Source organism: Achromobacter dolens (assembly GCF_902859745.1).
GTDB classification, from domain to species: Bacteria; Pseudomonadota; Gammaproteobacteria; order Burkholderiales; family Burkholderiaceae_B; genus Achromobacter; species Achromobacter dolens.
Map to the genome: position 1 here is coordinate 25,734 of NZ_CADIJW010000012.1, position 23,918 is coordinate 49,651.

A 23,918-nucleotide genomic window follows, 5' to 3' on the forward strand; every position below is an offset into this window, starting at 1 on the left:
GGCGGAGTCCTTGAAGGCGCTGTGGCTCACAGCTTGATGCAGACGTTGGTGGGCTCGGTATAGAAATGCAGCGAATGGCGGCCGCCCTCGCGGCCGATGCCGGACAGGCCGCTGCCGCCGAACGGCGTGCGCAGGTCGCGCAGGAACCAGCAATTGACCCACGCCAGGCCGACCTTCATGGCCTGCGCGACGCGGTGGCCGCGGGTCAGGTCCCGTGTCCAGACGGCGGCGGCCAGGCCGTAGCGCGTGTCGTTGGCCAGGCGGATGGCCTCTTCCTCGGTGTCGAACGGCGCCACGTGGCAGACCGGGCCGAACACTTCTTCCTTGATGCAGCGCGCGCTCTCGGGCAGGCCGGTCCAGATGGTCGGCTGCACGTAGGCGCCGGCGTCGCGTGCATCGCCGAACACCGGCACGCCGCCGCCGGTGACCACGGTGGCGCCTTCCTCGCGCGCCAGGGCGAAATACGACAGCACCTTTTCCCGGTGTTCGCGCGACACCAGCGGCCCCATGCCGGTGTCCGCGTCATTGGGCCAGCCGATGCGCAGCGCCCGCGCGCGCTCGGCCAGCGCGGCGACGAAGCGTTCGTAGATCGGGCGCTGCACGTACACGCGTTCAGTGCACAGGCAGACCTGGCCGCAGTTGGCGAACACCGAGCGCGCGGTGCCGTCGACCGCCGCTTCGAAGTCGGCGTCGGCGAACACCAGCGCCGCGTTCTTGCCGCCCAGCTCGAACGACACCGGCTTCACGCCCGGCGCCACGGCGCGCATGATGGCCGCGCCGGTGGCCGATTCGCCGGTGAAGGTGATGCCGTCGATGTCCGGATGCGTGGTGATGAACTCGCCCGCCGAGCCCGGCCCGAAGCCATGCGTCAGGTTCAGCACGCCGGGCGGAAGCCCCGTATCGTGCGCGACCTCGGCCAGCAGCGTGGCGGTGGAGGGCGTGACCTCCGACGGCTTCATGATGACGGTGTTGCCGAACGCCAGCGCCGGCGCCACCTTCCAGGTCAGCAGCAGCAGCGGCAGGTTCCACGGCGAGATCACGCCGACCACGCCCAGCGGCTTGCGGTAGGCGTAGTTCAGCGCCTGGCGGCCGTCGGGCGTGTCGGTCATGTAGCTTTCCATGTCCAGCGTGCGCGCCAGTTCGGCGAAGGCGCGGAAGTTGGCGGCGCCGCGCGGAATGTCGATCTGGCTGGCCCAGGAGACCGGCTTGCCGGTGTCGCCGATCTCGGCCTGCAGGAAATCGTCGAAGCGGCGGTTGATGCCGTCGGCCAGCGCCAGCAGGTAGTCGGTGCGCTGGCCCACCGGCAGCGCGGCCCAGGCGGGCAGGGCGCGGTGGGCGGCGGCGACGGCGCGGTCGACCTGCTCGCGGCTGGCTTCGTGCGCCTGGGCGATCAGCGCGCCATCCACCGGGCTGTGTTTGTCGAAGGTGGACGCGCCGTCTTCGAAGCGGCCATCGATGTAGTTGCGCAACTGGCGGATCGTCATGATCGGGATTCCGGGAAGGGCCGAGAGGGAGGCTGGCGATAATGTACGTATACGTACTATTATGAGGATATTAGGCAGCGCCCGGCGCGAAGTCAATGCAGGGTTTTGCCCCAGGAGGGCCGGCGTGGGTGGGCAGGCCGCCTGCCGCGGCGCGGGCTGGCCGCCACGCGGGACCCTCGGGGCAACGCCAGCCCCGGCCTACAATCGCCAGGCCCTCTCCATGGAACGCCCGATGACCGTTTCCCGTTCGACCTCACGTTCGGCCCCGCCCCGCGCCTTGCGCGAATTCGACCTGACCCATGTGGCCTCGCACCTGCTGCGCCGCGCCCATTTCCGGGCCGAGGCGCTGTTCGCCCAGGCGTTTCCCGACGAGGACCTGACGCCGCGCCAGAAGGCCCTGCTGATCACGGTCTACCAGAATCCGGGCGCGACCCAGAACCGGGTCGCCGAGCTGATCGCGCTGGACCGCAATTCCTTCGCCGAAATGATCGCCCGCATGAGCGCCAAGGGGTACGTGCGGCGCACGCGCTCTGCCGAGGATGGCCGCGCCTATGCGCTGGAGATCACGGACGAGGGCATGGCGCTGCTGGCGCGGGTGCTGCCGCGTGATGCGCAGGTGGAGGCGCAGGTGCTGGCGCCGATCCCGGAGGAACTGCGGCCCGTGTTCCTGCGCTGCCTGCGCCTGATGGCGGGGCTGGAATCACCCGAGCCGTCATGAGGGAAAAGGAGCGGGAAAGGCTCGCGTCCAGCGCAGCGGGTGACGGACGCGGCGCCTGGTTCAGGGCGTGTCCGACGGCGGTGATGCCGGCGGCGCCGATGCCGGCACGGACGCCGACGATGCCGGCACGGCGGACGCTGGATCCGCATCCGAAGCCTTGGAGGCCGCGGGCGTCTTGGGCCGAGCCTCGCGCCCGAACCGCAGCGCGAACTGCCGTGTGAACACCGCGCCGAAGAAGAAGATCTGCGCCGAGTAATAGATCCACAGCAGCAGCGCGATCAGCGAGCCGGCCGCGCCATAGGCCGACACCGCCGCGCCCCGGCTCAGGTATACGCCGATCCCCCACTTGCCCACCAGGAACAGCGCCGCCGTGACGATGGCGCCGGGAATCACGTCGCGCCAGGAGATCCGCGCGCTCGGCAGCAGCTTGAAGATCACCGCGAACAGCGCCACCACCACCGAAAACGAAAACAGGCTCGAGGCCCAGTCGGCCGCCGTCGCGAAGGCCGAGGCGGTCCACAGGTCGCCGTAGTACTTGCGCGCGGCGCCCAGGGCCGCGTTCACGGTCAGCGAGACCAACAGGAACAGCGCCAGCACCAGCACCAGGCCGAACGACAGCATCCGGCTGCGCACCATGCCCTGGATGCCGCCCTTCTGGTTGCCGGACACTTCCCACAACTCGTCCAGGCTGGCCTTGAGCTCGGCGAAGGCCGTGGTGGCGCTGAAGATCAGCACGAAGATCGAAATCAGCGCCGCGATCCAGCCGCCGCCGGATTCATGGGCGCTGGCCAGCACCGTCTGGATCACTTCGGCGCCGCGCTCGCCGGTCAGGTCGCGCAGCGACGCGAACAGCTCGGACCGCACCGCGTCCTCGCCGAAGAAGGCGCCGGCCACCGCGATCACCAGGATCAGCATCGGCGCCAGCGAGAACACCATGTACAGCGCCAGCGCCGCGCCCTTGCTGGAGGCGCGGTGGGTGGACCATTGGTTGGCGGAATCCATCAACAGGCCGCCGATCTCGGACGGACGCAGGGCACGCAGGCTTTGGGGAAGGCGCATGGGTCTGGGCTCGGGCTGGAGAAACTTCATTGTAGGTACGCATGCGCGCGCGCGAAACCATGAACTTGTTGGCAAACGTTCCGGCGTCGCGGGGCGGTGGCCGCCTGCCGGGCGCGCGCGGGCAAGCCCGAGTGGAGGTCGGGGTTGAGCATGTCGCGCGCGGAAAAAAGAAAAACCCCCGGGGCGAAGGTCCGGGGGTCTTTCGGGGTACTGCATTCCCCGGCCGAAGCCGGGGAGGCCATGCAAGGGAAGCGGGACTTAGAAGTCCATGCCGCCCATGCCGCCCATGCCGCCGGGCATGGCCGGGGCAGCGGGCTTGTCTTCGGCCAGTTCCACAACGGCGGCTTCGGCGGTCAGCAGCAGGCTGGCGACGGAGGCGGCGTTCTGCAGGGCGGTGCGGGTCACCTTGGTGGGATCCAGCACGCCTTGCTCGACCAGGTCGGTGTACTCGCCGGTCGCGGCGTTGTAGCCGTAGTTGCCCTTGCCTTGCAGCACGGTGTTGACCACCACGCTGGCTTCTTCGCCGGCGTTGGTGACGATGGTGCGCAGGGGTTCTTCGACGGCACGCAGGATCAGCTTGATGCCGGCGTTCTGGTCAGGCGTGTCGCCCTTCAGGTCGGTGATGGCTTGCTTGGCGCGCAGCAGAGCCACGCCGCCGCCGGCCACAACGCCTTCTTCCACCGCAGCGCGCGTGGCGTGCAGGGCGTCTTCGACGCGAGCCTTCTTTTCCTTCATTTCGACTTCGGTGGCAGCGCCAACGCGAATCACGGCAACGCCGCCGGCCAGCTTGGCCACGCGTTCTTGCAGCTTTTCACGGTCGTAGTCGGACGTGGCTTCTTCGATCTGGATGCGGATCTGCTTGACGCGCGCCTCGATCGACTTGCTGTCGCCAGCGCCGTCGATGATCGTGGTGTTTTCCTTGCCCACTTCGATGCGCTTGGCTTGACCCAGCTCAGCCAGGGTGGCCTTTTCCAGCGACATGCCGGTTTCTTCGGAGATCACCGTGCCGCCCGTCAGGATGGCGATGTCTTCCAGCATGGCCTTGCGGCGGTCGCCGAAGCCAGGCGCCTTGACGGCGGTGGTCTTCAGGATGCCACGGATGTTGTTGACCACCAGGGTCGCCAGGGCTTCGCCCTCGACGTCTTCGGCGATGATCAGCAGCGGACGGCTCGACTTGGCGACTTGTTCCAGCACCGGCAGCAGGTCACGGATGTTGCTGATCTTCTTGTCGAAGATCAGGACGAACGGGTCTTCCAGCGCGGCGACTTGCTTTTCCGGGCTGTTGATGAAGTAGGGCGACAGGTAGCCGCGGTCGAATTGCATGCCTTCGACGACGTCCAGCTCGTTTTCCAGCGACTTGCCGTCTTCGACGGTGATGACGCCTTCCTTGCCGACCTTGTCCATCGCGTCAGCGATGATCTGGCCGATCGAGGAGTCGCTGTTGGCCGAGATCGAGCCGACCTGGGCGATTTCCTTGCTGGTCGTGACCGGCTTGGATTGCTTTTTCAGTTCGGCGACGGCGGCGGCGACAGCCTTGTCGATGCCGCGCTTCAGGTCGATCGGGTTGAAACCGGCGGCAACGTACTTCAGGCCTTCCTGAACGATGGCCTGGGCCAGCACGGTGGCGGTGGTGGTGCCGTCACCGGCGTTGTCGGAGGTCTTGGAGGCGACGTCCTTGACCAACTGGGCGCCGATGTTCTCGAACTTGTCCTTCAGTTCGATTTCCTTGGCGACGGAGACGCCGTCCTTGGTCACGGTCGGGGCGCCGAACGAGCGCTCCAGCACGACGTTGCGACCCTTGGGGCCCAGGGTGGTCTTGACGGCGTTGGCGAGGACATTCACGCCACGGACGATGCGCACGCGGGCGTCGTCACCGAACAGTACTTGCTTGGCAGCCATTTGTTAGCTTCCTTCGAAAATTCGTTTTGAGGCAGGGTTTACTGGACCACGGCGAGGATTTCGTCCTCGCGGATGACGAGCAGCTCTTCGCCGTCAACCTTGACCGACTGGCCGGCGTACTTGCCGAACAGAACCTTGTCGCCAGCCTTCAGGTCGACCGGCAGGATCTTGCCGTCTTCGGTCTTCTTGCCGGGGCCGACGGCCACGACTTCACCCTGGTCGGGCTTTTCAGCGGCGCTGTCGGGGATGACGATGCCCGACGCAGTCTTGCGCTCGTTTTCGAGGCGTTTGACGATCACGCGATCGCCCAGGGGACGCAAGGCCATGAGGAACTCCTGTTACTAGAGAAGAAAGTGAATGATCGGTTGGGCCCGGGAGGATTGTTAGCACTCACCGGAGTCGAGTGCTAATTATAGGGATGATGTGGTGGGGTTCAAGGGGGAGAGCGGTGGCTGTTACATATGGGGCGGGCGGCAATGCGTCTTGTGGTGTGTCCCTTTTTTTGCGGATCGCGCTGAAGGGTCCGGGGGGCGAGAGTCTGCGCAAGAAGTTCTCTCACGCCCAAGGAGCCAATACATGCCCGCCAGCCTGCGCGCAATTCAATCGGATATCACGAAGCTTCGCGTGGACGCCATCGTCAACGCCGCGAATTCCTCATTGCTTTGGGGCGGCGAGTGTCGAATTTCGTTCGACTTGAGATTCGGTTCACTGAAGTTGGCACGTGGACGAGTGTAGATTGAGGCGGCGTGTGGATTGAAAGCCCGTTCATTGGCAGGCCGTGCCTTGCTCAATAGGTTATATATCCACTGAAGAGCGACTTGCTAGCATGTGTTGTGCTGTACGAAAGACATCATCGACATACAACTTGAGAAGATAGGATCATGACCCAGCCGCATTCAAGACGCCCACCCGCTGACGTACTGAAGACACGGTATACACCTGCGATGAAGCTTCTCTTTACGTTGGGCCTCGCAATGCTAGGGACCTACGCCCAAGCCGCCAGTTTTGATTGCAACAAGGCCGCGAGCACGACGGAAAAGTTGATCTGTAGCGATGCCGAGACCTCCGCGCTGGATGGCAAATTGCAGGGGGCCTATAAGGCAGCACTAGCCGCAACCGATGCCTATGGCAAGAAAGCGTTGGCTGAAGAACAGCGCAACTGGATTAAATACGCGCGTGGCATTTGTCAAGACAGCGCCTGCCTGCGGCAAGCATACACAAGCCGCATCGCCCTGCTGGCGCGTAATGAGAAACATATTGCCAATGGCAAGGTGTACTCGGACTGCAAGCTGCCGGGCAACCAAACCGCCAGTGGCGAATGCGTCAATGTTGTGCCGATTCGTGATCCCAACTCCCGTGTGGAATCGTTCAACCAATCGCTGGGGCAGCAGAAGCAAAACGGCCGAATCATCGGTTGTAGCCGGCTGATTGATCTGCCGGTTGGCGTCGCCGGAAGTAATCACAGTTTTGGCGGCTCCTGCGTATTGCAGGAAGGCACGCAGCGCAAGGACGTGAGGATCTGCAACGACGATATGTTCGGTCATTTCCAAGTAGAGCCGTCCACGCCGCAGGATGCCTCGGACAAGCGCCTGGTCGACTTTACTTACGCACAATGCTATGGCGGCTGATGGTAAACGTCCGGCTCTCACCGCGTAGAGGCTATCTTGGCGCTCAGGCAAGGGCTTTGCGCGGTGAGAGCCGGACGTTTACCTCACCCAGCCAGCCTCCCCATCACTTCTTCTTCTTATCCCGGTGTTCGAGGGGGACCGCGCCGGCCTGCAGGCGGCGTACCGGATCGCGCGCGACCGCGAGCTGACGCTGGCGCCGTTCGTCCATGCCATGTTCGCCACCGGCCGCTACGAGGCCAACCGCGCCGTGTTCCGCGCCCAGCCGGCCGACGACCTGGACCTGGTCGGCATCGCCCTGCACGGTCCGAAAAGGGCGGTGGACAAGGCGATCAAGGGGCGGTCGCTGCATCCTTGATGCTGTCGCTGTCGCTGTCGGACGCGGGACGCGCCGGCGCGCCGTCCCGGTAGGCCACCGAGACCATGGCGCCCACGACGAACGTCATCACGATGAAGAGCGTCAGATAGGCCACGATCCAATACGGCCCGCCGTCCAGGGCGTAGCCCAGGTACTCGTACAGCGCGCTGTGGGCCAGGCCGCCCGCGCTCACCAGGATGCCCAGGGCCAGCATCAGCGGCCAGCGCGGGTAGGGCATGGCGGCGCGCACGCCGCGCAAGCCGGTTGCGCCGGTCACGGCGGCGCGCGGCAGGGCGGGCGCTAGCAGCGCCAAGCCGTACAGGATCGGCAGCCAGAGCACCAGCACCACGGGCACCAGCGCCGCGAAGAACAGGCCCGAGTCCGGGCCGTTCATCAGCGCGAACAACACGTAGGGCAGGTCGCCGGTGGCGCGCGCCAGCGTCGCCACGACCACCGCCTGCAGGCCCAGCATCACCAGGTGCCAGGCTTGCGCCGTACTGCCGCCGGCATCGATCCGCGTATCGTCCGCGCGCGCGATGACCCGGTGCCAGGCGTACGTCATGCGCGAGAATGCAATCAGGTTGACCAGCGCGGACAGCAGGAACAGGCCGCCCTTAAGCCAGTACAGCGACGCGGCCAGAATGGCGAACGGCAGCGATAATAGGAACACCGCCAGCGACCACGGCGCGGCCGCCAGCATCGCGCGGCCATGGCGCCGGATGGCGCCAGCCGTTGCGTTGAAGAATGAAATCGCTCCGCGTGCGTTCGACAAGTCGTTCCTCCGTGTGCAATCGACAGGGCCTTGTTTATACCGCAGCCGGGCCCCCCGGACATCATCGTTTGCAGGCCTTTACCATAAGAGAGGAGACCCGATGGAAGTGACCTTGAGCGGCGGGATGGGGGGCGAGGTCGGCATCGCATGCCTGCCCGCCATCGTCGCGTGTCGCCCGCGGCTGAAGGCCGCTATTGTCCATAGTTCCCAAAAAGTTCAAGGCTTGGGTCAGCGCTCGCTAGGTTCGCGAATCGAGCGAGCTTGTGGCTTCATCGAGCAACAGCACTGGGGGGATCGCGCGGTATGGTGCGGGCCAACGTCAGGCGCTGCTTCCCCGTCATAGCGGATCGACCCGCCATCCACGTCGTACAGGCGAGCCAGTAAGTGGCCGAGAGTGCTTTTGCCTGATCCGGTCGAGCCGACGATGGCGACGTCGCTACCCGCGGGGATATCGAAACTGATATTCATGCTCCAGTTTTACTGCGGCGACCTTTTCCTTGATCTCGATCGGCGTGTCCGGATATTCGACGATGCGGGGCGAACAAGGCGCGGGTGGTGCGTACATCGCGTCCAAGCTGCAACATGGAAGACACCAACCTTCGTTCCCGAAGGCTGTGCGAACGACTCGGGATGCGCCAGGAAGGGGGCTTCCAGGAGTTCATATCTTTCAGAGGGAGCGCATGGTCGAGGAACCGATGCTTCAACGCGCCTACTACGTGCAGGGCAACCAGCCCGAGCAATGTGTAGGCCAGCGTCTTGTGCAACCATTGGAAGACGATAAACCACTTGTCGTTCTTTGGCAGGAGCTCCGGCAGATGAGCGCCGAAGAACGGGATGCCGTCACTCATTGTGAACGAGCTCGACATCGAATAGCCCATCAACGGCACCAGGACGAGCAGTACGTAGGTGGCCCGATGCACCAGTTTCGATAGCGCCTGCTCGTAGGGCGCAAGCGACAGCGGCGGTTCGGGAAGGTGAGGCTGGCGCCAGCGGATGACGAGTTGCGCCAGGACGACCAGAGATCGTCAGGTTCAATGGGTCAACAGATATGGGCTGACGCCCGTCCTGAAGAAATTGCCTCGGGACGAGCCTTGGATTTTGGATGATGTGCGTGGGGACGGGCAGCGGCTTTTCAGTCGAGCGAGATGCCGGACTCTTGGGCCACACGCCGCCATTTTCCTTGCTCGGTCGCAAGCATGTCACGGAATTGTTCGGCTGAGCCCGGCGACACTTCCACGCCTCTCGCGGTCAGCTTTTCCCGCACATCGGGCATATGCAACACGGAGTTCAAGGCTGCGTTGAGCCGTTGTACTACATCGGGCGGCAGGTTGGCGGGTGCGAATACGCCCATCCACCCTTCCGCGGCCAGGTCCTGAAAGCCCAGCTCTCTCAGGGTGGGGGTGTCCGGCAGGTCACGCAGCCGTGCGGGGGAGGGCGTAGCCAGCGCGCGCAGCTTTCCCGATTTGATATGGGGCAAAGCGACCGCCGCCGTTTCGAAGGTGAAGTCGACCTCGTTCGCCAACAGCGCGCTCATTGCCGGCGCGCTGCCTTGATAAGGAATGTGCGTTGCTCTGATTCCGGTGCGTGACAGGAACAACTCGCCGATCATGTGATTGGTTGATCCGATGCCGAACGACGAAAAGTTCAGGCGATCGGGTTGCGCCTTGGCCCGGGCGATCAGGGATTGCACGCTGGTGATGGGCGAAGAGGCGGGAACGACCAGGACAAAGGTGACGGTGCCTACTTCACCAATCGGCGTGAATTGCTCGAGCACGTCGTACGGCGCCGTCTTGCGCGTTACCGGGTTGATGATCAGCTCGGCGCTGGTGCCAAAGAACAGCGTGTTGCCGTCGGGCGCGGCGCGCGCCACGTTCAATGCGCCCAACGTGCCGCCGGCGCCACCCCGGTTCTCAACGATCGTGGGCTGGTTCAGGAGCGAGGGGAGCTTTTCCGCAATGATGCGGGCGGCCCCGTCGGTGCCCCCTCCTGGAGGAAAGCCGACTACCAGGCGTAGCGGACCTGCGGGATTGCCGGCGGCGCCGGCCTGGGCGGTGCATAGCGCGCCCAGGCACAGGAAGACCAAACGGAGCAGCATTTTCATGGGAGTTCTCCAAAGGGAACGGGTATGTCCCAAAAGGGTGGTCGCGAACGATGGCGTTACGGTTGGGCCGCGCGTTGACGCACGCCTTCTTCATGGGCCGCCCTTTCGGCGGCGCATACGCTGGCCCGGGTGCCGACCCGTTGCAGATAGGCTTCCAGATGGGGCCATGCGGCGGTGTCGATGTCGTGGGCGCGGGTCCACATGGCGATGGTGTAGCAGTGGGCGTCCGCAATCGTGAAGTGGCGGCCCATCAGGAAATCACGTTCCGCCAATTGGTCGTTGAGCCATTGCAGCCGGCCTTGCAGATACTGGCGGGCGATCAATTTGTACTCGGGCGGCGTGATGGCTTTGAACAGCGGCATGAAGCCGCCTTTGTGCAGATCCGCCGCGATAAAGCTCATCCACTCCATGATGCGGTAGCGAATCAGGGATCCGGGCGGCGCGAACAAGGTCGTGCCGAGCTGTTGGTCGGCCAGGTATTGCATGATGACCGCGCCTTCGCTGAGGTACTGCCCGTCGGGCAATTGCAAGGTGGGCACCGTACCCTTTGAATTGACCAGCAGGTAATCCGTCCCGTCGCTCAACCGCTTGGTGCGCATGTTGACCCATTGCAGGTCCAGTGCAATGCCGAGTTCGCGCGCAACGATATCGACCGCGAGGGAGCAGCCCCGTACCTCGTGATAGAACTTCATGTCAGTTTCCCCAGGTGATGTTGCCAAGGCCGAAGCGAAGCGCGTGGCCGCTCAGGCATCAGGTTGAAATGCCGATTTATCGAAAAGCAGTAGTACAAAAATAGAAAAATCATTAATTTGGTACTACAATTCTTGCGTGGCGTGAGCTTGTTTCCAACTAGGGGAAACGCTTGCTCGGACAATGGGACGCCGCTGCGGCCCCTTGTGCCATTCATGGCCAATCAGGCTTCGGACAATCAGTGGCGGTAGAGGCCGCGCCGCGTCCGGGCACCTATTTCCTCAAGCGAAGGGACGACATCATGCAAGGCACGATCTTGGTGGGGACGGCAGGGCAAGGCATATTGCGCAGCGCCGACGACGGCGCGAGCTGGCATCGGCTAGGTCTGAAAGAGGCGATCGAGTTTGACGGCGTCGTGCGCTGTCTGGCGGTCGACCCGTCCGACCCCGCCCGTGTGTTCGCCGGTGCGGATGCCGGTATCTGCCTGAGCACCGACGGCGGCGCGCACTTTCGGCGGATGGAGTCGCCGGCCAATGGGCAGACCGTGTGGGCCCTGGCATTGGATCCGAGCAATCCCGCGCTGGTCTACGCGGGGACCGGGGCACCGTCGCGTGCGCGCATGTTCCGCTCCGCCGATGGCGGCCAGACGTGGGAAACGTTGCCGGTCGAGTTGCCGGAGTTCTGCGCCGGTGTGAATCGGCCGCGTATCCTGTCGATTGCCGTGGACCCCGCTAACGGCGAGGTCTGGTTCGGCGTCGAGGAGGGCGGCGCCTGGCGCAGCCGTGACCGGGGCGATTCCTGGCAGCGGATTGACGCGGCAGCCAACGGAATCGTCAGTGGCGACATACACGCCATCAGCGTTTTGCCGGCGCGCGGTACGGCGCCGCGCACGCATCTGATCTGCACCGTCAATTCTGTCTACACCAACGTCGACAGCGGCGAAGGCGTCTGGCAGGGCGCCAGTTCGGCGGATCGCTTCGATGGCATGTACTACACCCGCACGATCCAGCCACTGCCCGGGGGCGAGGACACTCTATTGCTGGCGGTCGGCGATGGCACGCCTGGCACGCGGACGCGGATATATCGTTCCGAAGACCGTGGCCGCACTTGGACCTGCGCGATATTGCACTCGCCGCCGAACTCGACCTTCTGGACCTTCGGCGCGCATACGGCTGATCCGTCGCTCGTGTTTGCGGGCACGAAGTATGGGCATCTGTTCCGGTCGATGGATGGCGGGCGCAGTTGGTTCAAGGAGTGGCGTGATTTCAGTGAGATCACAGCCGTGGCCTGGACACCGTTCGTCGCGCCAGTCAAGGCCCACCCTCAATCCAGATTACAGAGCCCGTCCACTTGACCTCCTCAGAGCCGCCGCGCCGGCCGCGTCCGCGGTGGCGGCCATTCCAGTCCCGTTCCATTCCCTGAACAAGAGACGTACCGTATGAAGACCCCCAATTTCAACGCCTTCCATATCCGCAAGTGGTACCTCCAGATCGAGGATTCCCTGGCTGGAGAAACCGGAGCTCCTGCGGATGGCGAACCTCTGCGAAAGATCGTCATTGCCGCTTGCATCCACAATCCCTATGCCGGCCGCTATGTCCAGGACCTGTCCGCGTGGATCGATGCTTCGCCCGAGCTGGGGCGCGAGTTTGGCCGTCGCATCCGCGAGGCCGCCGCGGGAAGGGCGATCGAGAGCTATGGCAAAGCGTGCCTGGTGGGGATGGACGGAGAATATGAGCATGGCAATGCCTTGCTCACCAATCCCGCGGCCAATCCTGTGCGGGAAGGCGTCGGAGGCGCGAAATCGTGGGTGCCGTCCACCGGCAAGCGGGGGGCGCCCGGCACCGCCATCGATATTCCCCTGGCGCACAAGGACGCGCTCTATGTGCGGTCGCATTACGATACCGTCACGGCGCAATTCAACGACGGCCCGAACCGTGATGAAGTCGTACTGGTCTGGGCGTTCGCCACGCGGGGGCGGCTGAACGCGCGCCTGGGCGGACTGCGCGCTTCCGAAGTGAAGGGGCTCGACGGCCTGTGCTGAGCTGGCCGGATTCAAGGAGAGGCATATGAATCGCCGCGACTATACGTTGACGGTATCCGGGCTGGGCCTTCATGTCGTTGAATGGGGCGACGTCGACGGCGATCCCATTGTCATGCTCCATGGCATCCGGGGCTACGCCGAGACCTTTTCGCGTCTGGCGGCCGCGCTGCAACCTGGCGTGCGCGTGATCGCCTTCGATCAACGCGGCCGCGGCGACTCCGATTGGGACCCCGACTGGAATTACTATGTGGACGCCTATGTGGCGGACCTGGAGGGCGTTGCCGGGCAATTGGGCCTGGCGCGGTTCGATTTGCTCGGGCATTCGCTGGGCGGCATCAACGCCATTGTGTTCGCGGCGAGGCATCCGCAGTTGGTCCGCCGGTTGGTCATCGAAGACGCGGGGCCGGGCGCTTTCGAAGTCAGTGCGGGGGCCTCGCGCATCTGCAAGGAGCTCCAGGCCACGCCGGAGCGGTTTGCGTCATGGGATGAGGCCGTGGCGTTCATGCGTGCGTTGCGTCCCACAGTCAGCGAGGCGGCGCGCCAGGAACGTTTGGCCAGCATGCTCAAGCCGGCAGCGGAGGGAGGTTTTACCTGGCGCTATGACCATGCTGGTATCGCTGCAACCCGATTGAACCCGGATCCCGCGCGGCTCGTGGACTTGGAGCCGTATGTGCGGGCGATTGCGTGTGATACGTTGGTAGTGCGCGGTGGAAGGACTGACTATCTGCAGCCCGACATGGTGCGGCGCATGTGTGACCTCAATCCACGTCTTCGAACGGTCGATATCCCGGATGCTGGCCATTATGTCCACGATGACCAGCCTGTTCTGTTTGCAGAAACGGTGCGGGCGTTCCTGAACGGCCCGGGTGCCGCGCAGGCCTGAAGAGAGGGGCATGGCGGGAAAGAGCCGCCGGCATGTATCCCGTCCCCCCGGCTCCATGGCCAGGGGGGGGTGGGCCACTCGCCCTTTATCCGGCCAGATCGGCCGGTTGCGTCGCCAGGACCTTTTGATAGATCGCGATGGTGTTTTCCACGGCGGCCTGCAGCCCCGCCGGAGAAGAGCCGACCCAGTCGTAACCCTGTCCAATCATGCGCTGGCGAGCGGCATCGTCTTTGCCCAGGTTCCCTGCCAGCGTCGCGACGCTATCTGAAATGGACGTGGGCGTGCCCGCGGGTCCGAACAAGCCGAACCAACCGCTGAAGTCCAATTGCCGCACTTGCTGTTCCTCGAAGGTCCTGGCGTCGGGGAAAACCCGTGTGCGGGTCTCGCCCGTCACGCCGAGGACGCGAACCTTGCCTTCGCGGGCTAGGCTTTCAAGCGCGCTGCTGGTCAGGAATACCGCATCGATATGGTCGCCGAGCAGATCAGTGACCGCCTGCCCGGAACCTTTGTAGGGCACGTGGGACAACTTGGCACCCGTCGATTGGGCCAGCAACAGCCCATACAGATGCGCTGACGAGCCGGTGCCGAAGGTGCCGTACGTCAACGCTTGGTGGCGGGCGTCGGCCAGGAATTCGTCCAGTGTTTTCCAACGCGACTTGCTAGCCACCGCCAGCACATTGGCGGTGGTCGCCAACAAGGTGACCGGACTGAACTCCTTGGTGATTTCGGCGGCGGCCGTCTTGGCAATGAGCGGGCCGAGCACATGTGTGCTGGACGTGCCCAACAACAAGGTCGTGCCGTCGGGCTTCTGGCGTGCGACATGGCGCGCGGCGATGGCGCCGTTGGCGCCCGGTTTGTTCTCGACCACGAAGGTGGTGCCGGGCGCGTGCGTCTGGGCGAAGTGGGCGAATTCGCGCGCGAGCTGGTCGGCGCCTCCCCCCGGGGCAAAGGGCACCACCAGTGTAATCAGCGCCGGTAGCGGTTGACCTTGGGCCTTGGCCAGCTTGGTCCGCCCCAGGGCGCCCGCCGCCATGAGGCCCAATAACCCTGTGGTGAAAGATCTGCGTTTCATGACCGCCTACTCCTGGTGTAGGGATCGGCCGCGGCAAAGCCCGCCAGCCGTCCGAGAACGTGAATGACGGCACAAATCGTACTACCAAAATATAGAAAATTATATTTTGGTACTACGATTTAATGGATAACACCTAGTTTTGTCGGATTCGAAGTACCTGTAGAGCCGTACGCCCGGCTTGGCGGACGTGGTGCAGGGCTGCTTTGCCGGCAGCCGCTTCATCACGGGCCTTGAGCGCTTCGAAAATCTGGGTCAATTCGTAGAGGGTCTCAGGCAACCGAGTGGGCGCGGACAAGGATGTTCGCCGCAACAGCACGATGCGGTTGTGCAGTTGGCGCAGCATGTTGCCCAACAGGCGATTGCCGCACCCGGCGGCGATCGTGTCATAGAACGTATCGCTGAGGGCGACCGTCTGCTCGACATCGCCACGGCGCGCGGCGTCGGCGAGGGACTCGAAAGTTGTTGCCAAAGTCTGCATATGCTCGCTGCGCGCGCGCAGTGCGAAGCCGGTGCAGATTTGCGCTTCCAGGATGCCTCGCACTTCGTAGATTTCTTCCGCTTCTTCGTAGGTCAGCACCGCGACCACCGGGCCGCGATTAGGGATGATCTCGATCAGGCCTTCGGCCTCGACCTGGCGTAGCGCTTCGCGCACCAGTGTGCGACTGACGTCGAGCAGTTCCATCAACTCACGTTCCTTGAGGCGCTCGCCCGGCTGGAATCTGCCCGAAAGAATGATTTTTCGGAGCGCGTCTTCCGCTTGACGCCGCAGTGGGGTCGAAGGGGCGTCCTGCTCGGTGGATGAGTGCGCGTCCTGCTTATCGCTATTCATGGGGTGTCATACCGGAATTTGCTGTTATCTCAAGTTGATCATACAAAAGATGGGTGGCATCGTGTTGCGTGATGGCCCGTCGTTCGCATCCGGGCGCTTGGGGTGAGGTTGAGGTCTGATCACGTTGGGCGTGTGGTCCCGCATATCGCGCACATGCTGATCGGTAAGGATTAGTAGTCTTGCTGCTTTGCAGCGCGTTGGTGGGGTGCTGTTGCTGTCGCTGGCTTGCCACCTATGGGCTTCGCGCCAGCTTGAGATGCCCTCGCCGAGAAAGCTGATCAATCCGTACCAGGTATCACCTGCCGCGGGTAGACGAGGGAATCGGCCGGGACTGGTACTACGGGACGATCATTTTCCAGGTTGACCGAGCGGACGAGGCCACGCTGCAGGCGCTCAAGGCGGCGCTGCCCGGGAGATGATAGATGCCCCGTGCCCTTGATCGAACAAGGTCCAAGCTACTGCAAGCCATTCCAACGCGCGACGGCGGGCTCCGCCGCCGCCCACTTCCACAGGTCTCCCTGGCGGCAAATTGTCGCAAGATAAGGTCCCGTGTTTTTCTGGTCTTGAGTCACCGTGAAAAAGATCTCGCGGCAGGACGCGAGCGGCGTCGGCATTTCCCGGATGACGCCCATTTCGCCGCGTTCGTTGCCATAGGGAATCGTGTGACGGATTTCCCACTGTCGAATCTGGCCGACCTTCATTTCGCCGGCCTGCCTCGCCATGGTGTCTTGTTGATCGCTCTTCCATTCGCGCATCACATCCTTCACCGTCGCGTCAGTGACCGCCTGTATCGTCACCCCCACCGCGTAGCCCACGGCCGGATTGGCGGTCAATGCGCCGCTGCCGATTCCCGCCACGGCGCCAGCCGCGCCGCCGAGCGAGGCGCAGCCCGATACGAGCAGCAATAGCGAGAGGGGCCCGGCGACGCGGCAAAAGCTCATTGCAGCGCGCCCCAGCGAGGTGTAGCCGGCTCCGCGACCGCCCAGCGCCAAGCGCTTCCATCGTTGCAGATCATGCTGGTGTAGAACTGGCTTGGCGCGCTAGGCGCCGGCTGGCCATTGGCGCTATTGCTTGCCTCGGGGGCAGAGGAGGCGAGCGGAGGCGGAGCGATTGAGAACACAATCTCTTTGCAACTGAATCCATCCCCTCCGACGATTCGGCTGACGGCGACCTTTCCCTGCTCGTCGCCTTCAATGGGGAGCGTGTGCCGGACCCGCCAGTCGGCGACCTCGTCCACATGCAAGGGGCCCGCGACCTGGGCGATGGCGTTCTGTTCCTCTTCGTGGACGGCGCGTTCCAAGTATTGCAGCCCGGCCTGCGCGATGCTCTGCACGCCCAGGCCGATGCCCGTGGCGACCGACGCATTGCGCGTGACTTTGTTGGCCAGCGTGGTCCCGGCGATGCCCGCCGCAGCGCCCGTTCCCTGGCTCAAAAACGAAGTGCACCCTGACAAAAGAACACATAGAAAACAACTGTACGAAAGCGGGCGAAAAATCATGCTGAGGCGGTTGGATATTGAAAGTGGATACGGTGCGGTCCACTAGACCATCCCATAGAGCCGTAGAATGCTGACCGCCACCACTGCGGCTACGGCGATGATCATGAGTTCGAAGATAACCTTCAAGAGCGACTCCGTTGCAGTTCTTCCCCGCTCATCAGGGCGAACAGAGGCTCGCGCTGAAGTGAGCGTTTTGGGGAGGGTGGCCTGGCTATGCCCGTGCCAGGCGATTCTCGTTCCATCAGCCGCCAGTGCGCGCAGGCGCGGGATTCTGTCCCAGCGCGTTGTAGGCGTGATATCTGGCGATGCCGGCGTATTCCTGCAAGGCGAAGTCAGCGACGGCAAAGTTGTACGAGAGCGGAAGCACAGACCAGCGCGCGTTCAGGTAGTCCGCGCGGACAGGCGTCGCGGGGACGCCAAAGTGAGCGAAGTACAGCATGCTGCGTTTGAGATGGATTCCCGACGAAACCAGCACCACGCGGTCGGCGCCGAAGCGCTGCAGGACTTCGCTGGTGAGTCGGGCGTTCTCCCACGTGTTCCTGCTTTCCGATTCGAGCACGATATCGGCTTCGGCAACACCAAGCTTCAGGAGAGCGTTCGAATAGACGGCAGCTTCCGGCGCGCCGGTGTGGGCCGCGTCGCCGCCGCTCACGATCACTTCGCACTTTTCACCGGTCTTCCTGCAATCGTCGTAGCGTTCCACCGCCGCGACGATCCGCGCGTATGAGAAGGCGCCTGGCTCGACCGTGTCCGTCAGCCTTTCCGTGCCTGCTCCCAGCAGGACGATTGCATTGTGTTTTCCCCACTCGATCGGCAGTGCGGTGGCGTAGGCGGACTGCAGGCTCCCCAAGAGCCATGCGGGAATGGGACCGCATCCCAGCATCAGAAACAGGGTGGCTACGACCACGTAAGCCAGTGCGCTCACACGGCGAAACTTGAGCGCGGAACAAAACATTCCCAGCAGCAAAATCGAGACAAGTACAGTGAGTGTCATTCAAGCAATCTCCAGCGAGTGCCCTTCGCTTTCGCGTCCGATGGCACACAGACGTGTTTTCGTGAAACCTGCTCGGGATGTTAGGCGGAGCGTAGGAGCGCGTCGTTCAGATTTATCTGAGCATGCGAGTCAGGCGGGGAGGGCGGTCTTCACGTGCCAGACCCCCAGGAGGAAGCGACGAGAACCTTATATCCGCGGCGCTCTTGAGGGTCTGAGAAATATCTGAGCGATCGCCCTCTTCATTGTCCCGTGGGGGAGGCGTGCGCTGGCGAGTCCGCTCCGCGCCATTTCCGCGTTGCGTCAGTTGCGTCCGGCCATCACGCCGCCATCCACGTCCCAGATGGCGCCGGTAACCCAGGCCGCCTGGTCCGACAGCAAGAAAGCAATCACCTCGGCAACATCTTCCGGCGTGCCGACGCGCCCGATAGGATGAAAGCTGTTGAAGCCTTGCAGGGCGTCGTGGACCTGCGCCTTCGGAATGAAGCCCTCATAGATCGGCGTTTGCACTACCGCGGGCGACACCGCATTGACGCGGATGTTCTTGGGCGCCAGCTCCATCGCCAGATGCTGCGTCAGCGAATGAAGGCCCGCCTTTGCCATTGAGTAAGCGGAAGATGGCGTGGCCGCAATCGCCTGCTTGGCCCACATCGAGCCGATATTGACGATGGCGCCGGGACGTCCCTCGGCGACGAGGTTTGCGGCCACCTTCTGCGTGATGAAGTAGAACGCTTTGTTCAACGCCATATATCGATCGTAGTCGGCGGACGTGTGTTCGAGGAACGGCTTCGGTGAGAACACCCCGGCGGCATTGACCAGCAGGTCGATGTCCGAGTGCTGCTCGTCGAGGAGGGCGAGCAGTCTGGTCAGGCCTTCGTGGGTGGACATATCGGCTGAAACGGCGGTGACCGGGCCAAGGGGCGCGAGCAGTCGACGGGCCTCTTCGGCCTTGCCCGGGCGCTGTCCGACGATTACGGCATTGCCACCGAGCGACATCACCTTCCGGGCAGCTTCCAGGCCGATGCCGCTGGTGCCGCCAACGACCAATAGTTTCTTTCCATTGAATTGCGTGTTCATGTGAGCTCTCTTTGATGGCCCAAAGCCGGGCCGGGTGAGGAAAATCCAAGCCAATTGCTTGATCCAGACCCAATTCTTCTCCTATCGTCGTGCCGCGACAAATGAGATAAAGTGCTTGGACGACAAAGAAAAACTTTATCCAAATGAAGTCGCCAGTCCATCTAAATGCCCTCCGCGCGTTCGAGGCCAGTGCGCGTCACCAGAGTTTTTCCGCCGCGGCGGCCGAATTGAATGTGACGCCCGCGGCCGTTGGTCAACTGGTCCGAACGCTGGAAGCATGGCTGCGCATACCGTTGTTTCGGCGCAGGCCCAGCGGAGGCGCGAGGCTTGTCCTCACCGAGGCGGCGCAACGCGCATTGCCTGACATCCGGGCGGGTCTGGACCGGATGAGCATTGGGCTCGAAAAACTAAAGGAAGGATCCGCCAGCGGCGTGCTGACCGTCGCTGTGAGTCCCGCTTTCGCCGCCAAGTGGCTGCTGCCGAGAATTGACGGCTTTCAACGCGCCTGGCCCGATACCGATGTGCGACTCGACACCAATCTGAAACCGGTGGACTTCGTCGCGCAGGATATCGATATCGGGGTGCGTTACGGAACCGGGCAGTGGCCGCGTTTGTCGGCGCAGAAGCTGTTGGACGAGGAAATCTATCCCGTCTGTTCGCCCGGGCTGCTGCGCCAGCGAGGCGGATTTGAACGGCCTGCCGCGTTGTCCACAGAGACGCTGATCCACGATCTCTCGATGGATGGGCACGCAGAGTTTCCCACATGGAAAACCTGGTTGCGAAAGGCCGGTGTGTCCGGCGTCGGTGCCCTGCGGGGTATGAAAATCAACAACTCAGCAGCGGTATTGCAAGCTGCGGCGGAAGGCCATGGAATTGCACTGGCCCGCAGCGTGATGGCCAGGGACGATCTGGCCGCGGGCAGGCTGGTGCGGCTTTTTCCGGAGGTCACCTTGGCCTCACCGCTCGCGTACTACGTGGTCTATCGTCCGGAATATGCAAGCTTGCCAAAGTTGGTCGCGTTCCGGGATTGGTTGCTGAGCGAGGCCAACCTTTAGGTCGCCCTGGCAATGGGCCTGGCGTCATGACGAGGATCCGCCCGGACGCGCCGTTGCTTCAAGGACGTGGCCAGCTAGTGCGCGATCTGTCGAGTGGGCAGGTTCTCGCGAATCAGGGAGCAATGCACCGGGATGACGTGGCCAGTCAGTTCGCCTAGCAGGCCGTCCGCGAAATCGCAGGCCAGGAGGTTGTCAGGTCCGTGCCGACGTGTCGAGTAGACGTTCACGTTCGCATAGACCCCATTCTTCAGCATCTTCAACTTCCATGCTTTCCAGGGAGGAGGCGAGATCCGCGTCGTCGGATGTGACCGCGGCATTTCGATGACCGCCTGCCCCAGGTCTATTGCACCAATTTCGTTGGCGTATTCAGTGTCCTGCCGGGTAGGCCAACCGTACCAATCGGCGGAGACCATGACGTCCTCCCCTTGTTCGGCCAAGGCCCTTTGAGCTGCTGGGGACAGGGTCACTTGAAGATGTATGGGCATCTCGCCGGGCATCTTGGGTGACGCGAAAGAGCCATCGCTGCGGGTGAATGGAACGACGCCCAGGAAAAAGGCGAGGGCGACCAGCGCGCCGCTGATTAGCTTTCGAGAATTCCTGTGTGCGTTTGGCCCAGCAATATGCATATGTCAACAGTATGGGAACCGAGATACGGCGGATCGCCCGGTGTGACGCGGTTGCCGAGCCTTGTCAGGGGCAGTTCGCTAACCACCGTGATTGCCATGCTTCAAAATTAGCAAGCCGCCCGCAACGCATGCATCAGAAAAATCTGAGGCGGGTGGCTTGCTCGCTCATGATGAAGGTGCGCCGGAAAAGAAATTTGCAGATTTCACATGGCTAACAGGATGGCACCGACATTTCTCGGACCGCGTGGATCACCCCATGACTTCGTTCGCTTTTGCCATACGCTCATTGCTGAATCCTAAAAAAGGACATAGCGCAGATGAAGCAATGCATGTTGAGAATCAGCCTGGCAGCAGTTGTGACGCTGGGTGTGGGCGCTGCCCATGCGGGCGTATGCGACGGCTTGAGTGTGAAAGGAAAGCACGAGCGGGCGCGATATGCCCCTTTGGTGGCGACGGCCATCGGTGGTGGCGTGCAGGCCTCCAAGGTCGAAGTCCAGCGGCTGCTGCGCGAGCAGGAGTGGAGCGCGGCTTTTGTGCGCATGCCGGGTCACGAAGACGGCGTATTCTTTTTCCAGTCCGTGGGAGGGGCGCCTCGGTTCAGGCAAGTCTGGGGCGGGCGGCCGGAACCCTGGGAGAGCCCATTCGCAATGAAGTGGGCGGAGAACCTGGGAGTGCCCGCGGGATTGGCTCAGTGCTTCGCGACCATCGTGGCGGGGGGCTGACGATCGCCTTCGGGAGCGTGGTTGGCGAAGGAAGCCAAAAAAAAAGAGCAGCACTGAAGGCTGCCCGGAAAACCTCATGTTGAGGGTGTAAGTCCAGCGGGGGTGGGGAGGGACCAGCAGCCCCACTGGGAGGTTACGGCTTCGTTGCTCCTGTCTTGGATGGCGGGATGCCGACAGAGGACGCGGGCGACGAAGGGACGGCCCGATCTGAAAAGTGCAGTTCGTATCGCTCACCGCGATCCGTGTACAGGAGCACGTTGAGCGGTGCCGCGTGTTCGCCCGTTCCCCGCAGGACGATGATGCGATCGCGCCATGCGCCCACGCCGACCTTCCATTCAGTGCTCGCGCCCGCTTCGACTTCCTGAACTCTCTCGTTGGGGGTGCTCAGGCAGAAGTCCCTGACTTGTCCTGCTTCGATCATCGCGTTCATGCCATCGGTGATCTTTTCGCAACCGGTCGCGCCCGCGGGGGCCGCCAGCATGCAGATGATGACGCTCGCTGTTGTTTTGATGAATTTGGCTTTCATGGAGGCTCCTGCCCTGGAATTGTCTAGGGCGGCAGGATAGCGGGAGGAATGCCCATGGTTCATGAGATTTTTCTTAGTGATTTCGCCTTCCGGGGACATGAGGCCCTTCATGCGAGATCATCGTTAAGGGCGCGAAAGCTGCCTGGCCGTGAGGTGAAGCGTTCCTCCAAAGAGATGGGTTCATACCCAGCGCACCGGCTGCAGATGATCTGATTTGCGTCGGGGCCTATCCTTACCTCGAAGTCATAAGCCAGCCAGGAGCATCGTGTACAGCGGAAGTAGAGCGTTCTGTCCCTGCTGGTTCGTGCCTCGCCACCTGCCCAAAAGAATTGCGGGTCTTCCTTCATGTTCCATTTCCTCTGTGACGTGATGTCGAAGACGTGGCGGAAGCGCCGCAGCGGCGAGCGCTTCCACAAGGGGGGCGAGCGGCCTTGAGCGGCGGTTCCAATACAACCGCGGGGGCGGCGTCGTCAACATAGTCGGCCTGACGGGGAGGGCGCTGGAACGCATGAAAATCATTGGGCCCACTGTGTTGATAAATTTCCTGCAGGCGGTGCTTGATGGCATCGTCCACCATGCGCTGATTGATATTCGCGGTGGCTAGCGCGGGGAATCCGCACGCAACGAGGAGTAGTCCCACAACCGCGGGACGCATGACTTTATCCGCCATTGGTGATCTCTTCAGAAGTACATCGAGTGGGTAGGAGCGTGCCCGACCGCTTGAGGCGAGGATGGCAGCGCGACGACGTTGACGGAATGCCGCTACGAAGAAATTTAGCAGTGGCTCCGCCGCCTGGGGTTGAGAAAAATCTGACCAGCCATGGGGATCAGTTGCCGGAAAATACCGCGTGCCGTAACAGACGTCTTCGTTTTTCCATTGATCATGTCTACCTCATCCCTTCCCCTTCGGCGTTCCACAGAAGAGTGCGCCGAGATCGTCCTTGACTTGCTCGCACGCAATCGGATGCTAAGTCGCAAGGAAATCCTGCAAATGGCGGATCTGACTCCCTCGGAAATTGATAGCGCGTTGAGTCGCCTTCGAAACGCCGGGGCGATCCGGCGTAGCGCTATGAGCAAGAACATCCGCTCCGGCGTGGTTTACGAGCGTACGGGGGTCGCGCTGAATCGCAAGCGGTGTACGAGTAAGAATCAGAGCTCAACGTGCGTGCCGGAAGCGGCGCGCCCCGGCGGCTGTTTTTCAGGCTTGCTGGAGGCTTGGAATATTCGTGTCCCCAGCGCAAAATTTGGCGTGCTTTCCGTGATGCGTGATGGTTTCTCACGGGAAGAACGTCAGGACCTCAGGAATATTGCCGAAAGAAAGGCGCGCAAGCGAGGAGCAGAAACGGGACCCATGGTCGTCGATCTTCAGTTTTCCCCGTAGACAGGCGGCTCGCTGAGCCGGCTGTCTGGGGGGGCTGTTGCCGGGATTGTCTACGGATTGATGTCGATCACCCGCGGCACGGAGAATCTGCAGCCATGCTCTTCGCAGACAGGGCCGATGCCGATTTCGTGATGATCGAAAAACACGCCTTGGTGACTCACCGCCAAGGCGCCGTAGCGCTGGGTCTTCACCGCTGCTACGATCTTCGGAGAGATGACTTTCTCATAGTGCGCCACGAAATCCCCACGATTTTTCAGTATCAGAATGTGGTCATCGACCGTGACGTTCAAGGGATACTGAACCAGGTTAGCCACCTCTTGCTCATCATGATTGACCACCGCAGCCTGCAGGCGCCTGAACAATATTTGGTACGCCTCATGACTTTTGGGACCTAGCCAGTTATCGATGGCTACGCTAGTGCTTTCCTTCGCGATGGCCGGCGCCGAAAGTATCGCGAGGCCGGCGAATGCGACTAGACCGCGCTTCATGAGAGACATTCCTGTGAGTTCCT

The 23,918-nt window shown here is 62.8% G+C and carries 26 protein-coding genes and 2 pseudogenes; 10 read left to right on the plus strand and 18 right to left on the minus strand.

Going from position 1 to position 23,918, the window contains the following annotated elements; all coding sequences use genetic code 11:
* Nucleotides 1-26: 26 nt before the first annotated feature.
* Complete coding sequence (locus HV783_RS11645) at nucleotides 27-1,484, minus strand: 2-hydroxymuconic semialdehyde dehydrogenase (RefSeq protein WP_175189170.1); 1,458 nt, start codon at nucleotides 1,482-1,484, stop codon at nucleotides 27-29.
* A 232-nt stretch (nucleotides 1,485-1,716) separates the two neighbouring features.
* On the opposite strand from HV783_RS11645, the gene HV783_RS11650 reads away from it, so the two are divergent.
* Nucleotides 1,717-2,202 (plus strand): MarR family winged helix-turn-helix transcriptional regulator, encoded by a 486-nt coding sequence (locus HV783_RS11650; protein WP_254603880.1) that lies wholly within the window; start codon nucleotides 1,717-1,719, stop codon nucleotides 2,200-2,202.
* Nucleotides 2,203-2,262: 60 nt separating this feature from the next.
* Here HV783_RS11650 and HV783_RS11655 read toward each other — a convergent pair whose 3' ends face one another.
* The 3 genes from HV783_RS11655 to groES all read right to left on the minus strand — a co-directional run bounded on the left by HV783_RS11655 (nucleotide 2,263) and on the right by groES (nucleotide 5,486).
* A complete protein-coding gene (locus HV783_RS11655) occupies nucleotides 2,263-3,261 on the minus strand; it encodes a YihY/virulence factor BrkB family protein (RefSeq protein ID WP_054415112.1) in 999 nt (332 codons plus the stop codon).
* 258 nt (nucleotides 3,262-3,519) lie between these two features.
* The gene (gene groL / locus HV783_RS11660) at nucleotides 3,520-5,160 is read right to left on the minus strand and encodes a chaperonin GroEL (protein ID WP_006385976.1); all 1,641 of its coding nucleotides are present in this window, start codon (nucleotides 5,158-5,160) and stop codon (nucleotides 3,520-3,522) included.
* Between the two features lie 38 nt (nucleotides 5,161-5,198).
* Nucleotides 5,199-5,486, minus strand: coding sequence for a co-chaperone GroES (gene groES, locus HV783_RS11665; protein WP_006221616.1), 288 nt, complete (start codon nucleotides 5,484-5,486; stop codon nucleotides 5,199-5,201).
* Between the two features lie 250 nt (nucleotides 5,487-5,736).
* Here groES and HV783_RS11670 point away from each other — a divergent pair.
* The 3 genes and pseudogenes from HV783_RS11670 to HV783_RS11680 form a co-directional block, all read left to right on the plus strand.
* Nucleotides 5,737-5,832: pseudogene (locus HV783_RS11670) on the plus strand (O-acetyl-ADP-ribose deacetylase); the annotation flags it as partial.
* 209 nt (nucleotides 5,833-6,041) lie between these two features.
* Complete coding sequence (locus HV783_RS11675; RefSeq protein ID WP_231132964.1) at nucleotides 6,042-6,788, plus strand: lysozyme inhibitor LprI family protein; 747 nt, start codon at nucleotides 6,042-6,044, stop codon at nucleotides 6,786-6,788.
* 118 nt (nucleotides 6,789-6,906) lie between these two features.
* Nucleotides 6,907-7,143 (plus strand): annotated as a pseudogene (locus HV783_RS11680) (DUF2000 family protein); the annotation flags it as partial.
* Here the strand turns inward: HV783_RS11680 and HV783_RS11685 are convergent.
* From HV783_RS11685 to gstA, 5 genes are all read right to left on the minus strand, one after another.
* The gene (locus tag HV783_RS11685; protein ID WP_175189171.1) at nucleotides 7,118-7,915 is read right to left on the minus strand and encodes a hypothetical protein; all 798 of its coding nucleotides are present in this window, start codon (nucleotides 7,913-7,915) and stop codon (nucleotides 7,118-7,120) included. The pseudogene HV783_RS11680 and the gene HV783_RS11685 overlap by 26 nt on opposite strands.
* Before the next feature lie 228 nt (nucleotides 7,916-8,143).
* Nucleotides 8,144-8,383 carry an ATP-binding cassette domain-containing protein gene (locus tag HV783_RS29705; RefSeq protein WP_437341318.1) on the minus strand — a complete coding sequence of 80 codons (240 nt, stop codon included), beginning with the start codon at nucleotides 8,381-8,383 and terminating at the stop codon, nucleotides 8,144-8,146.
* On the minus strand, nucleotides 8,380-8,835 hold the full coding sequence (locus HV783_RS11695; RefSeq protein ID WP_254603881.1) for a cytochrome b: 456 nt from the start codon (nucleotides 8,833-8,835) through the stop codon (nucleotides 8,380-8,382). The genes HV783_RS29705 and HV783_RS11695 overlap by 4 nt, the downstream gene beginning before the upstream one ends.
* 212 nt (nucleotides 8,836-9,047) lie before the next feature.
* On the minus strand, nucleotides 9,048-10,010 hold the full coding sequence (locus HV783_RS11700; RefSeq protein WP_367646382.1) for a Bug family tripartite tricarboxylate transporter substrate binding protein: 963 nt from the start codon (nucleotides 10,008-10,010) through the stop codon (nucleotides 9,048-9,050).
* 62 nt (nucleotides 10,011-10,072) lie between these two features.
* Entirely contained in the window at nucleotides 10,073-10,708 is a 636-nt protein-coding gene (gstA, locus tag HV783_RS11705; RefSeq protein WP_175189173.1) for a glutathione transferase GstA, read from the minus strand.
* A gap of 299 nt (nucleotides 10,709-11,007) precedes the next feature.
* Between gstA and HV783_RS11710 the strand changes: the two genes are divergently transcribed.
* The 3 genes from HV783_RS11710 to HV783_RS11720 all read left to right on the plus strand — a co-directional run bounded on the left by HV783_RS11710 (nucleotide 11,008) and on the right by HV783_RS11720 (nucleotide 13,630).
* Complete coding sequence (locus tag HV783_RS11710; RefSeq protein ID WP_175189174.1) at nucleotides 11,008-12,060, plus strand: WD40/YVTN/BNR-like repeat-containing protein; 1,053 nt, start codon at nucleotides 11,008-11,010, stop codon at nucleotides 12,058-12,060.
* Between the two features lie 84 nt (nucleotides 12,061-12,144).
* Entirely contained in the window at nucleotides 12,145-12,747 is a 603-nt protein-coding gene (locus tag HV783_RS11715; RefSeq protein ID WP_175189175.1) for an amino acid synthesis family protein, read from the plus strand.
* 25 nt (nucleotides 12,748-12,772) lie between these two features.
* Nucleotides 12,773-13,630, plus strand: coding sequence for an alpha/beta fold hydrolase (locus HV783_RS11720; RefSeq protein WP_175189176.1), 858 nt, complete (start codon nucleotides 12,773-12,775; stop codon nucleotides 13,628-13,630).
* 85 nt (nucleotides 13,631-13,715) lie between these two features.
* On the opposite strand, the gene HV783_RS11725 is transcribed toward HV783_RS11720, so the two are convergent.
* The 6 genes from HV783_RS11725 to HV783_RS11750 all read right to left on the minus strand — a co-directional run bounded on the left by HV783_RS11725 (nucleotide 13,716) and on the right by HV783_RS11750 (nucleotide 19,097).
* The gene (locus HV783_RS11725) at nucleotides 13,716-14,702 is read right to left on the minus strand and encodes a Bug family tripartite tricarboxylate transporter substrate binding protein (protein ID WP_175189177.1); all 987 of its coding nucleotides are present in this window, start codon (nucleotides 14,700-14,702) and stop codon (nucleotides 13,716-13,718) included.
* Nucleotides 14,703-14,835: 133 nt separating this feature from the next.
* Nucleotides 14,836-15,531, minus strand: coding sequence for a GntR family transcriptional regulator (locus HV783_RS11730; RefSeq protein WP_175189178.1), 696 nt, complete (start codon nucleotides 15,529-15,531; stop codon nucleotides 14,836-14,838).
* A 455-nt stretch (nucleotides 15,532-15,986) separates the two neighbouring features.
* The gene (locus tag HV783_RS11735; protein WP_175144113.1) at nucleotides 15,987-16,472 is read right to left on the minus strand and encodes a hypothetical protein; all 486 of its coding nucleotides are present in this window, start codon (nucleotides 16,470-16,472) and stop codon (nucleotides 15,987-15,989) included.
* The gene (locus tag HV783_RS11740) at nucleotides 16,469-16,963 is read right to left on the minus strand and encodes a hypothetical protein (RefSeq protein ID WP_175144112.1); all 495 of its coding nucleotides are present in this window, start codon (nucleotides 16,961-16,963) and stop codon (nucleotides 16,469-16,471) included. Before HV783_RS11740 ends, HV783_RS11735 begins: the two co-directional genes overlap by 4 nt.
* 307 nt (nucleotides 16,964-17,270) lie before the next feature.
* The gene (locus tag HV783_RS11745) at nucleotides 17,271-18,023 is read right to left on the minus strand and encodes a YdcF family protein (protein WP_175189179.1); all 753 of its coding nucleotides are present in this window, start codon (nucleotides 18,021-18,023) and stop codon (nucleotides 17,271-17,273) included.
* Between the two features lie 300 nt (nucleotides 18,024-18,323).
* Nucleotides 18,324-19,097, minus strand: coding sequence for an SDR family NAD(P)-dependent oxidoreductase (locus HV783_RS11750; protein ID WP_144655522.1), 774 nt, complete (start codon nucleotides 19,095-19,097; stop codon nucleotides 18,324-18,326).
* 143 nt (nucleotides 19,098-19,240) lie between these two features.
* On the opposite strand from HV783_RS11750, the gene gcvA reads away from it, so the two are divergent.
* Nucleotides 19,241-20,152: a transcriptional regulator GcvA gene (gene gcvA / locus HV783_RS11755; protein ID WP_144655521.1), complete on the plus strand. Its 912-nt coding sequence runs from the start codon at nucleotides 19,241-19,243 to the stop codon at nucleotides 20,150-20,152.
* A 74-nt stretch (nucleotides 20,153-20,226) separates the two neighbouring features.
* On the opposite strand, the gene HV783_RS11760 is transcribed toward gcvA, so the two are convergent.
* Nucleotides 20,227-20,565 carry a hypothetical protein gene (locus tag HV783_RS11760; RefSeq protein WP_144655520.1) on the minus strand — a complete coding sequence of 113 codons (339 nt, stop codon included), beginning with the start codon at nucleotides 20,563-20,565 and terminating at the stop codon, nucleotides 20,227-20,229.
* A gap of 542 nt (nucleotides 20,566-21,107) precedes the next feature.
* Between HV783_RS11760 and HV783_RS11765 the strand changes: the two genes are divergently transcribed.
* Nucleotides 21,108-21,500, plus strand: a complete 393-nt coding sequence (locus HV783_RS11765; protein WP_175189180.1) for a hypothetical protein — start codon at nucleotides 21,108-21,110, stop codon at nucleotides 21,498-21,500.
* A gap of 133 nt (nucleotides 21,501-21,633) precedes the next feature.
* Here HV783_RS11765 and HV783_RS11770 read toward each other — a convergent pair whose 3' ends face one another.
* Nucleotides 21,634-22,026 (minus strand): hypothetical protein, encoded by a 393-nt coding sequence (locus HV783_RS11770; protein ID WP_175189181.1) that lies wholly within the window; start codon nucleotides 22,024-22,026, stop codon nucleotides 21,634-21,636.
* Nucleotides 22,027-23,095: 1,069 nt separating this feature from the next.
* On the opposite strand from HV783_RS11770, the gene HV783_RS11775 reads away from it, so the two are divergent.
* Nucleotides 23,096-23,407 carry a hypothetical protein gene (locus HV783_RS11775; RefSeq protein WP_175189182.1) on the plus strand — a complete coding sequence of 104 codons (312 nt, stop codon included), beginning with the start codon at nucleotides 23,096-23,098 and terminating at the stop codon, nucleotides 23,405-23,407.
* Between the two features lie 50 nt (nucleotides 23,408-23,457).
* Here HV783_RS11775 and HV783_RS11780 read toward each other — a convergent pair whose 3' ends face one another.
* Nucleotides 23,458-23,895: a hypothetical protein gene (locus HV783_RS11780; RefSeq protein WP_144655516.1), complete on the minus strand. Its 438-nt coding sequence runs from the start codon at nucleotides 23,893-23,895 to the stop codon at nucleotides 23,458-23,460.
* Between the last annotated feature and the right edge of the window lie 23 nt (nucleotides 23,896-23,918).

Bases quoted from the DNA above. Each gene is read 5' to 3' on its own strand.
- HV783_RS11655 (WP_054415112.1), bottom strand. From the start codon at position 3,261: ATGCGCCTTCCCCAAAGCCTGCGTGCCCTGCGTCCGTCCGAGATCGGC.
- gcvA (WP_144655521.1), top strand. From the start codon at position 19,241: ATGAAGTCGCCAGTCCATCTAAATGCCCTCCGCGCGTTCGAGGCCAGT.
- HV783_RS29705 (WP_437341318.1), bottom strand. From the start codon at position 8,383: ATGAATATCAGTTTCGATATCCCCGCGGGTAGCGACGTCGCCATCGTC.
- HV783_RS11750 (WP_144655522.1), bottom strand. From the start codon at position 19,097: ATGAACACGCAATTCAATGGAAAGAAACTATTGGTCGTTGGCGGCACC.
- HV783_RS11780 (WP_144655516.1), bottom strand. From the start codon at position 23,895: ATGAAGCGCGGTCTAGTCGCATTCGCCGGCCTCGCGATACTTTCGGCG.
- HV783_RS11645 (WP_175189170.1), bottom strand. From the start codon at position 1,484: ATGACGATCCGCCAGTTGCGCAACTACATCGATGGCCGCTTCGAAGAC.
- HV783_RS11675 (WP_231132964.1), top strand. From the start codon at position 6,042: ATGACCCAGCCGCATTCAAGACGCCCACCCGCTGACGTACTGAAGACA.
- groES (WP_006221616.1), bottom strand. From the start codon at position 5,486: ATGGCCTTGCGTCCCCTGGGCGATCGCGTGATCGTCAAACGCCTCGAA.
- groL (WP_006385976.1), bottom strand. From the start codon at position 5,160: ATGGCTGCCAAGCAAGTACTGTTCGGTGACGACGCCCGCGTGCGCATC.
- HV783_RS11700 (WP_367646382.1), bottom strand. From the start codon at position 10,010: ATGCTGCTCCGTTTGGTCTTCCTGTGCCTGGGCGCGCTATGCACCGCC.
- HV783_RS11760 (WP_144655520.1), bottom strand. From the start codon at position 20,565: ATGGTCTCCGCCGATTGGTACGGTTGGCCTACCCGGCAGGACACTGAA.
- HV783_RS11650 (WP_254603880.1), top strand. From the start codon at position 1,717: ATGACCGTTTCCCGTTCGACCTCACGTTCGGCCCCGCCCCGCGCCTTG.
- HV783_RS11720 (WP_175189176.1), top strand. From the start codon at position 12,773: ATGAATCGCCGCGACTATACGTTGACGGTATCCGGGCTGGGCCTTCAT.
- HV783_RS11730 (WP_175189178.1), bottom strand. From the start codon at position 15,531: ATGAATAGCGATAAGCAGGACGCGCACTCATCCACCGAGCAGGACGCC.
- HV783_RS11745 (WP_175189179.1), bottom strand. From the start codon at position 18,023: ATGACACTCACTGTACTTGTCTCGATTTTGCTGCTGGGAATGTTTTGT.
- gstA (WP_175189173.1), bottom strand. From the start codon at position 10,708: ATGAAGTTCTATCACGAGGTACGGGGCTGCTCCCTCGCGGTCGATATC.
- HV783_RS11765 (WP_175189180.1), top strand. From the start codon at position 21,108: ATGTTGAGAATCAGCCTGGCAGCAGTTGTGACGCTGGGTGTGGGCGCT.
- HV783_RS11710 (WP_175189174.1), top strand. From the start codon at position 11,008: ATGCAAGGCACGATCTTGGTGGGGACGGCAGGGCAAGGCATATTGCGC.
- HV783_RS11735 (WP_175144113.1), bottom strand. From the start codon at position 16,472: ATGAGCTTTTGCCGCGTCGCCGGGCCCCTCTCGCTATTGCTGCTCGTA.
- HV783_RS11715 (WP_175189175.1), top strand. From the start codon at position 12,145: ATGAAGACCCCCAATTTCAACGCCTTCCATATCCGCAAGTGGTACCTC.
- HV783_RS11770 (WP_175189181.1), bottom strand. From the start codon at position 22,026: ATGAAAGCCAAATTCATCAAAACAACAGCGAGCGTCATCATCTGCATG.
- HV783_RS11775 (WP_175189182.1), top strand. From the start codon at position 23,096: ATGAGCAAGAACATCCGCTCCGGCGTGGTTTACGAGCGTACGGGGGTC.
- HV783_RS11725 (WP_175189177.1), bottom strand. From the start codon at position 14,702: ATGAAACGCAGATCTTTCACCACAGGGTTATTGGGCCTCATGGCGGCG.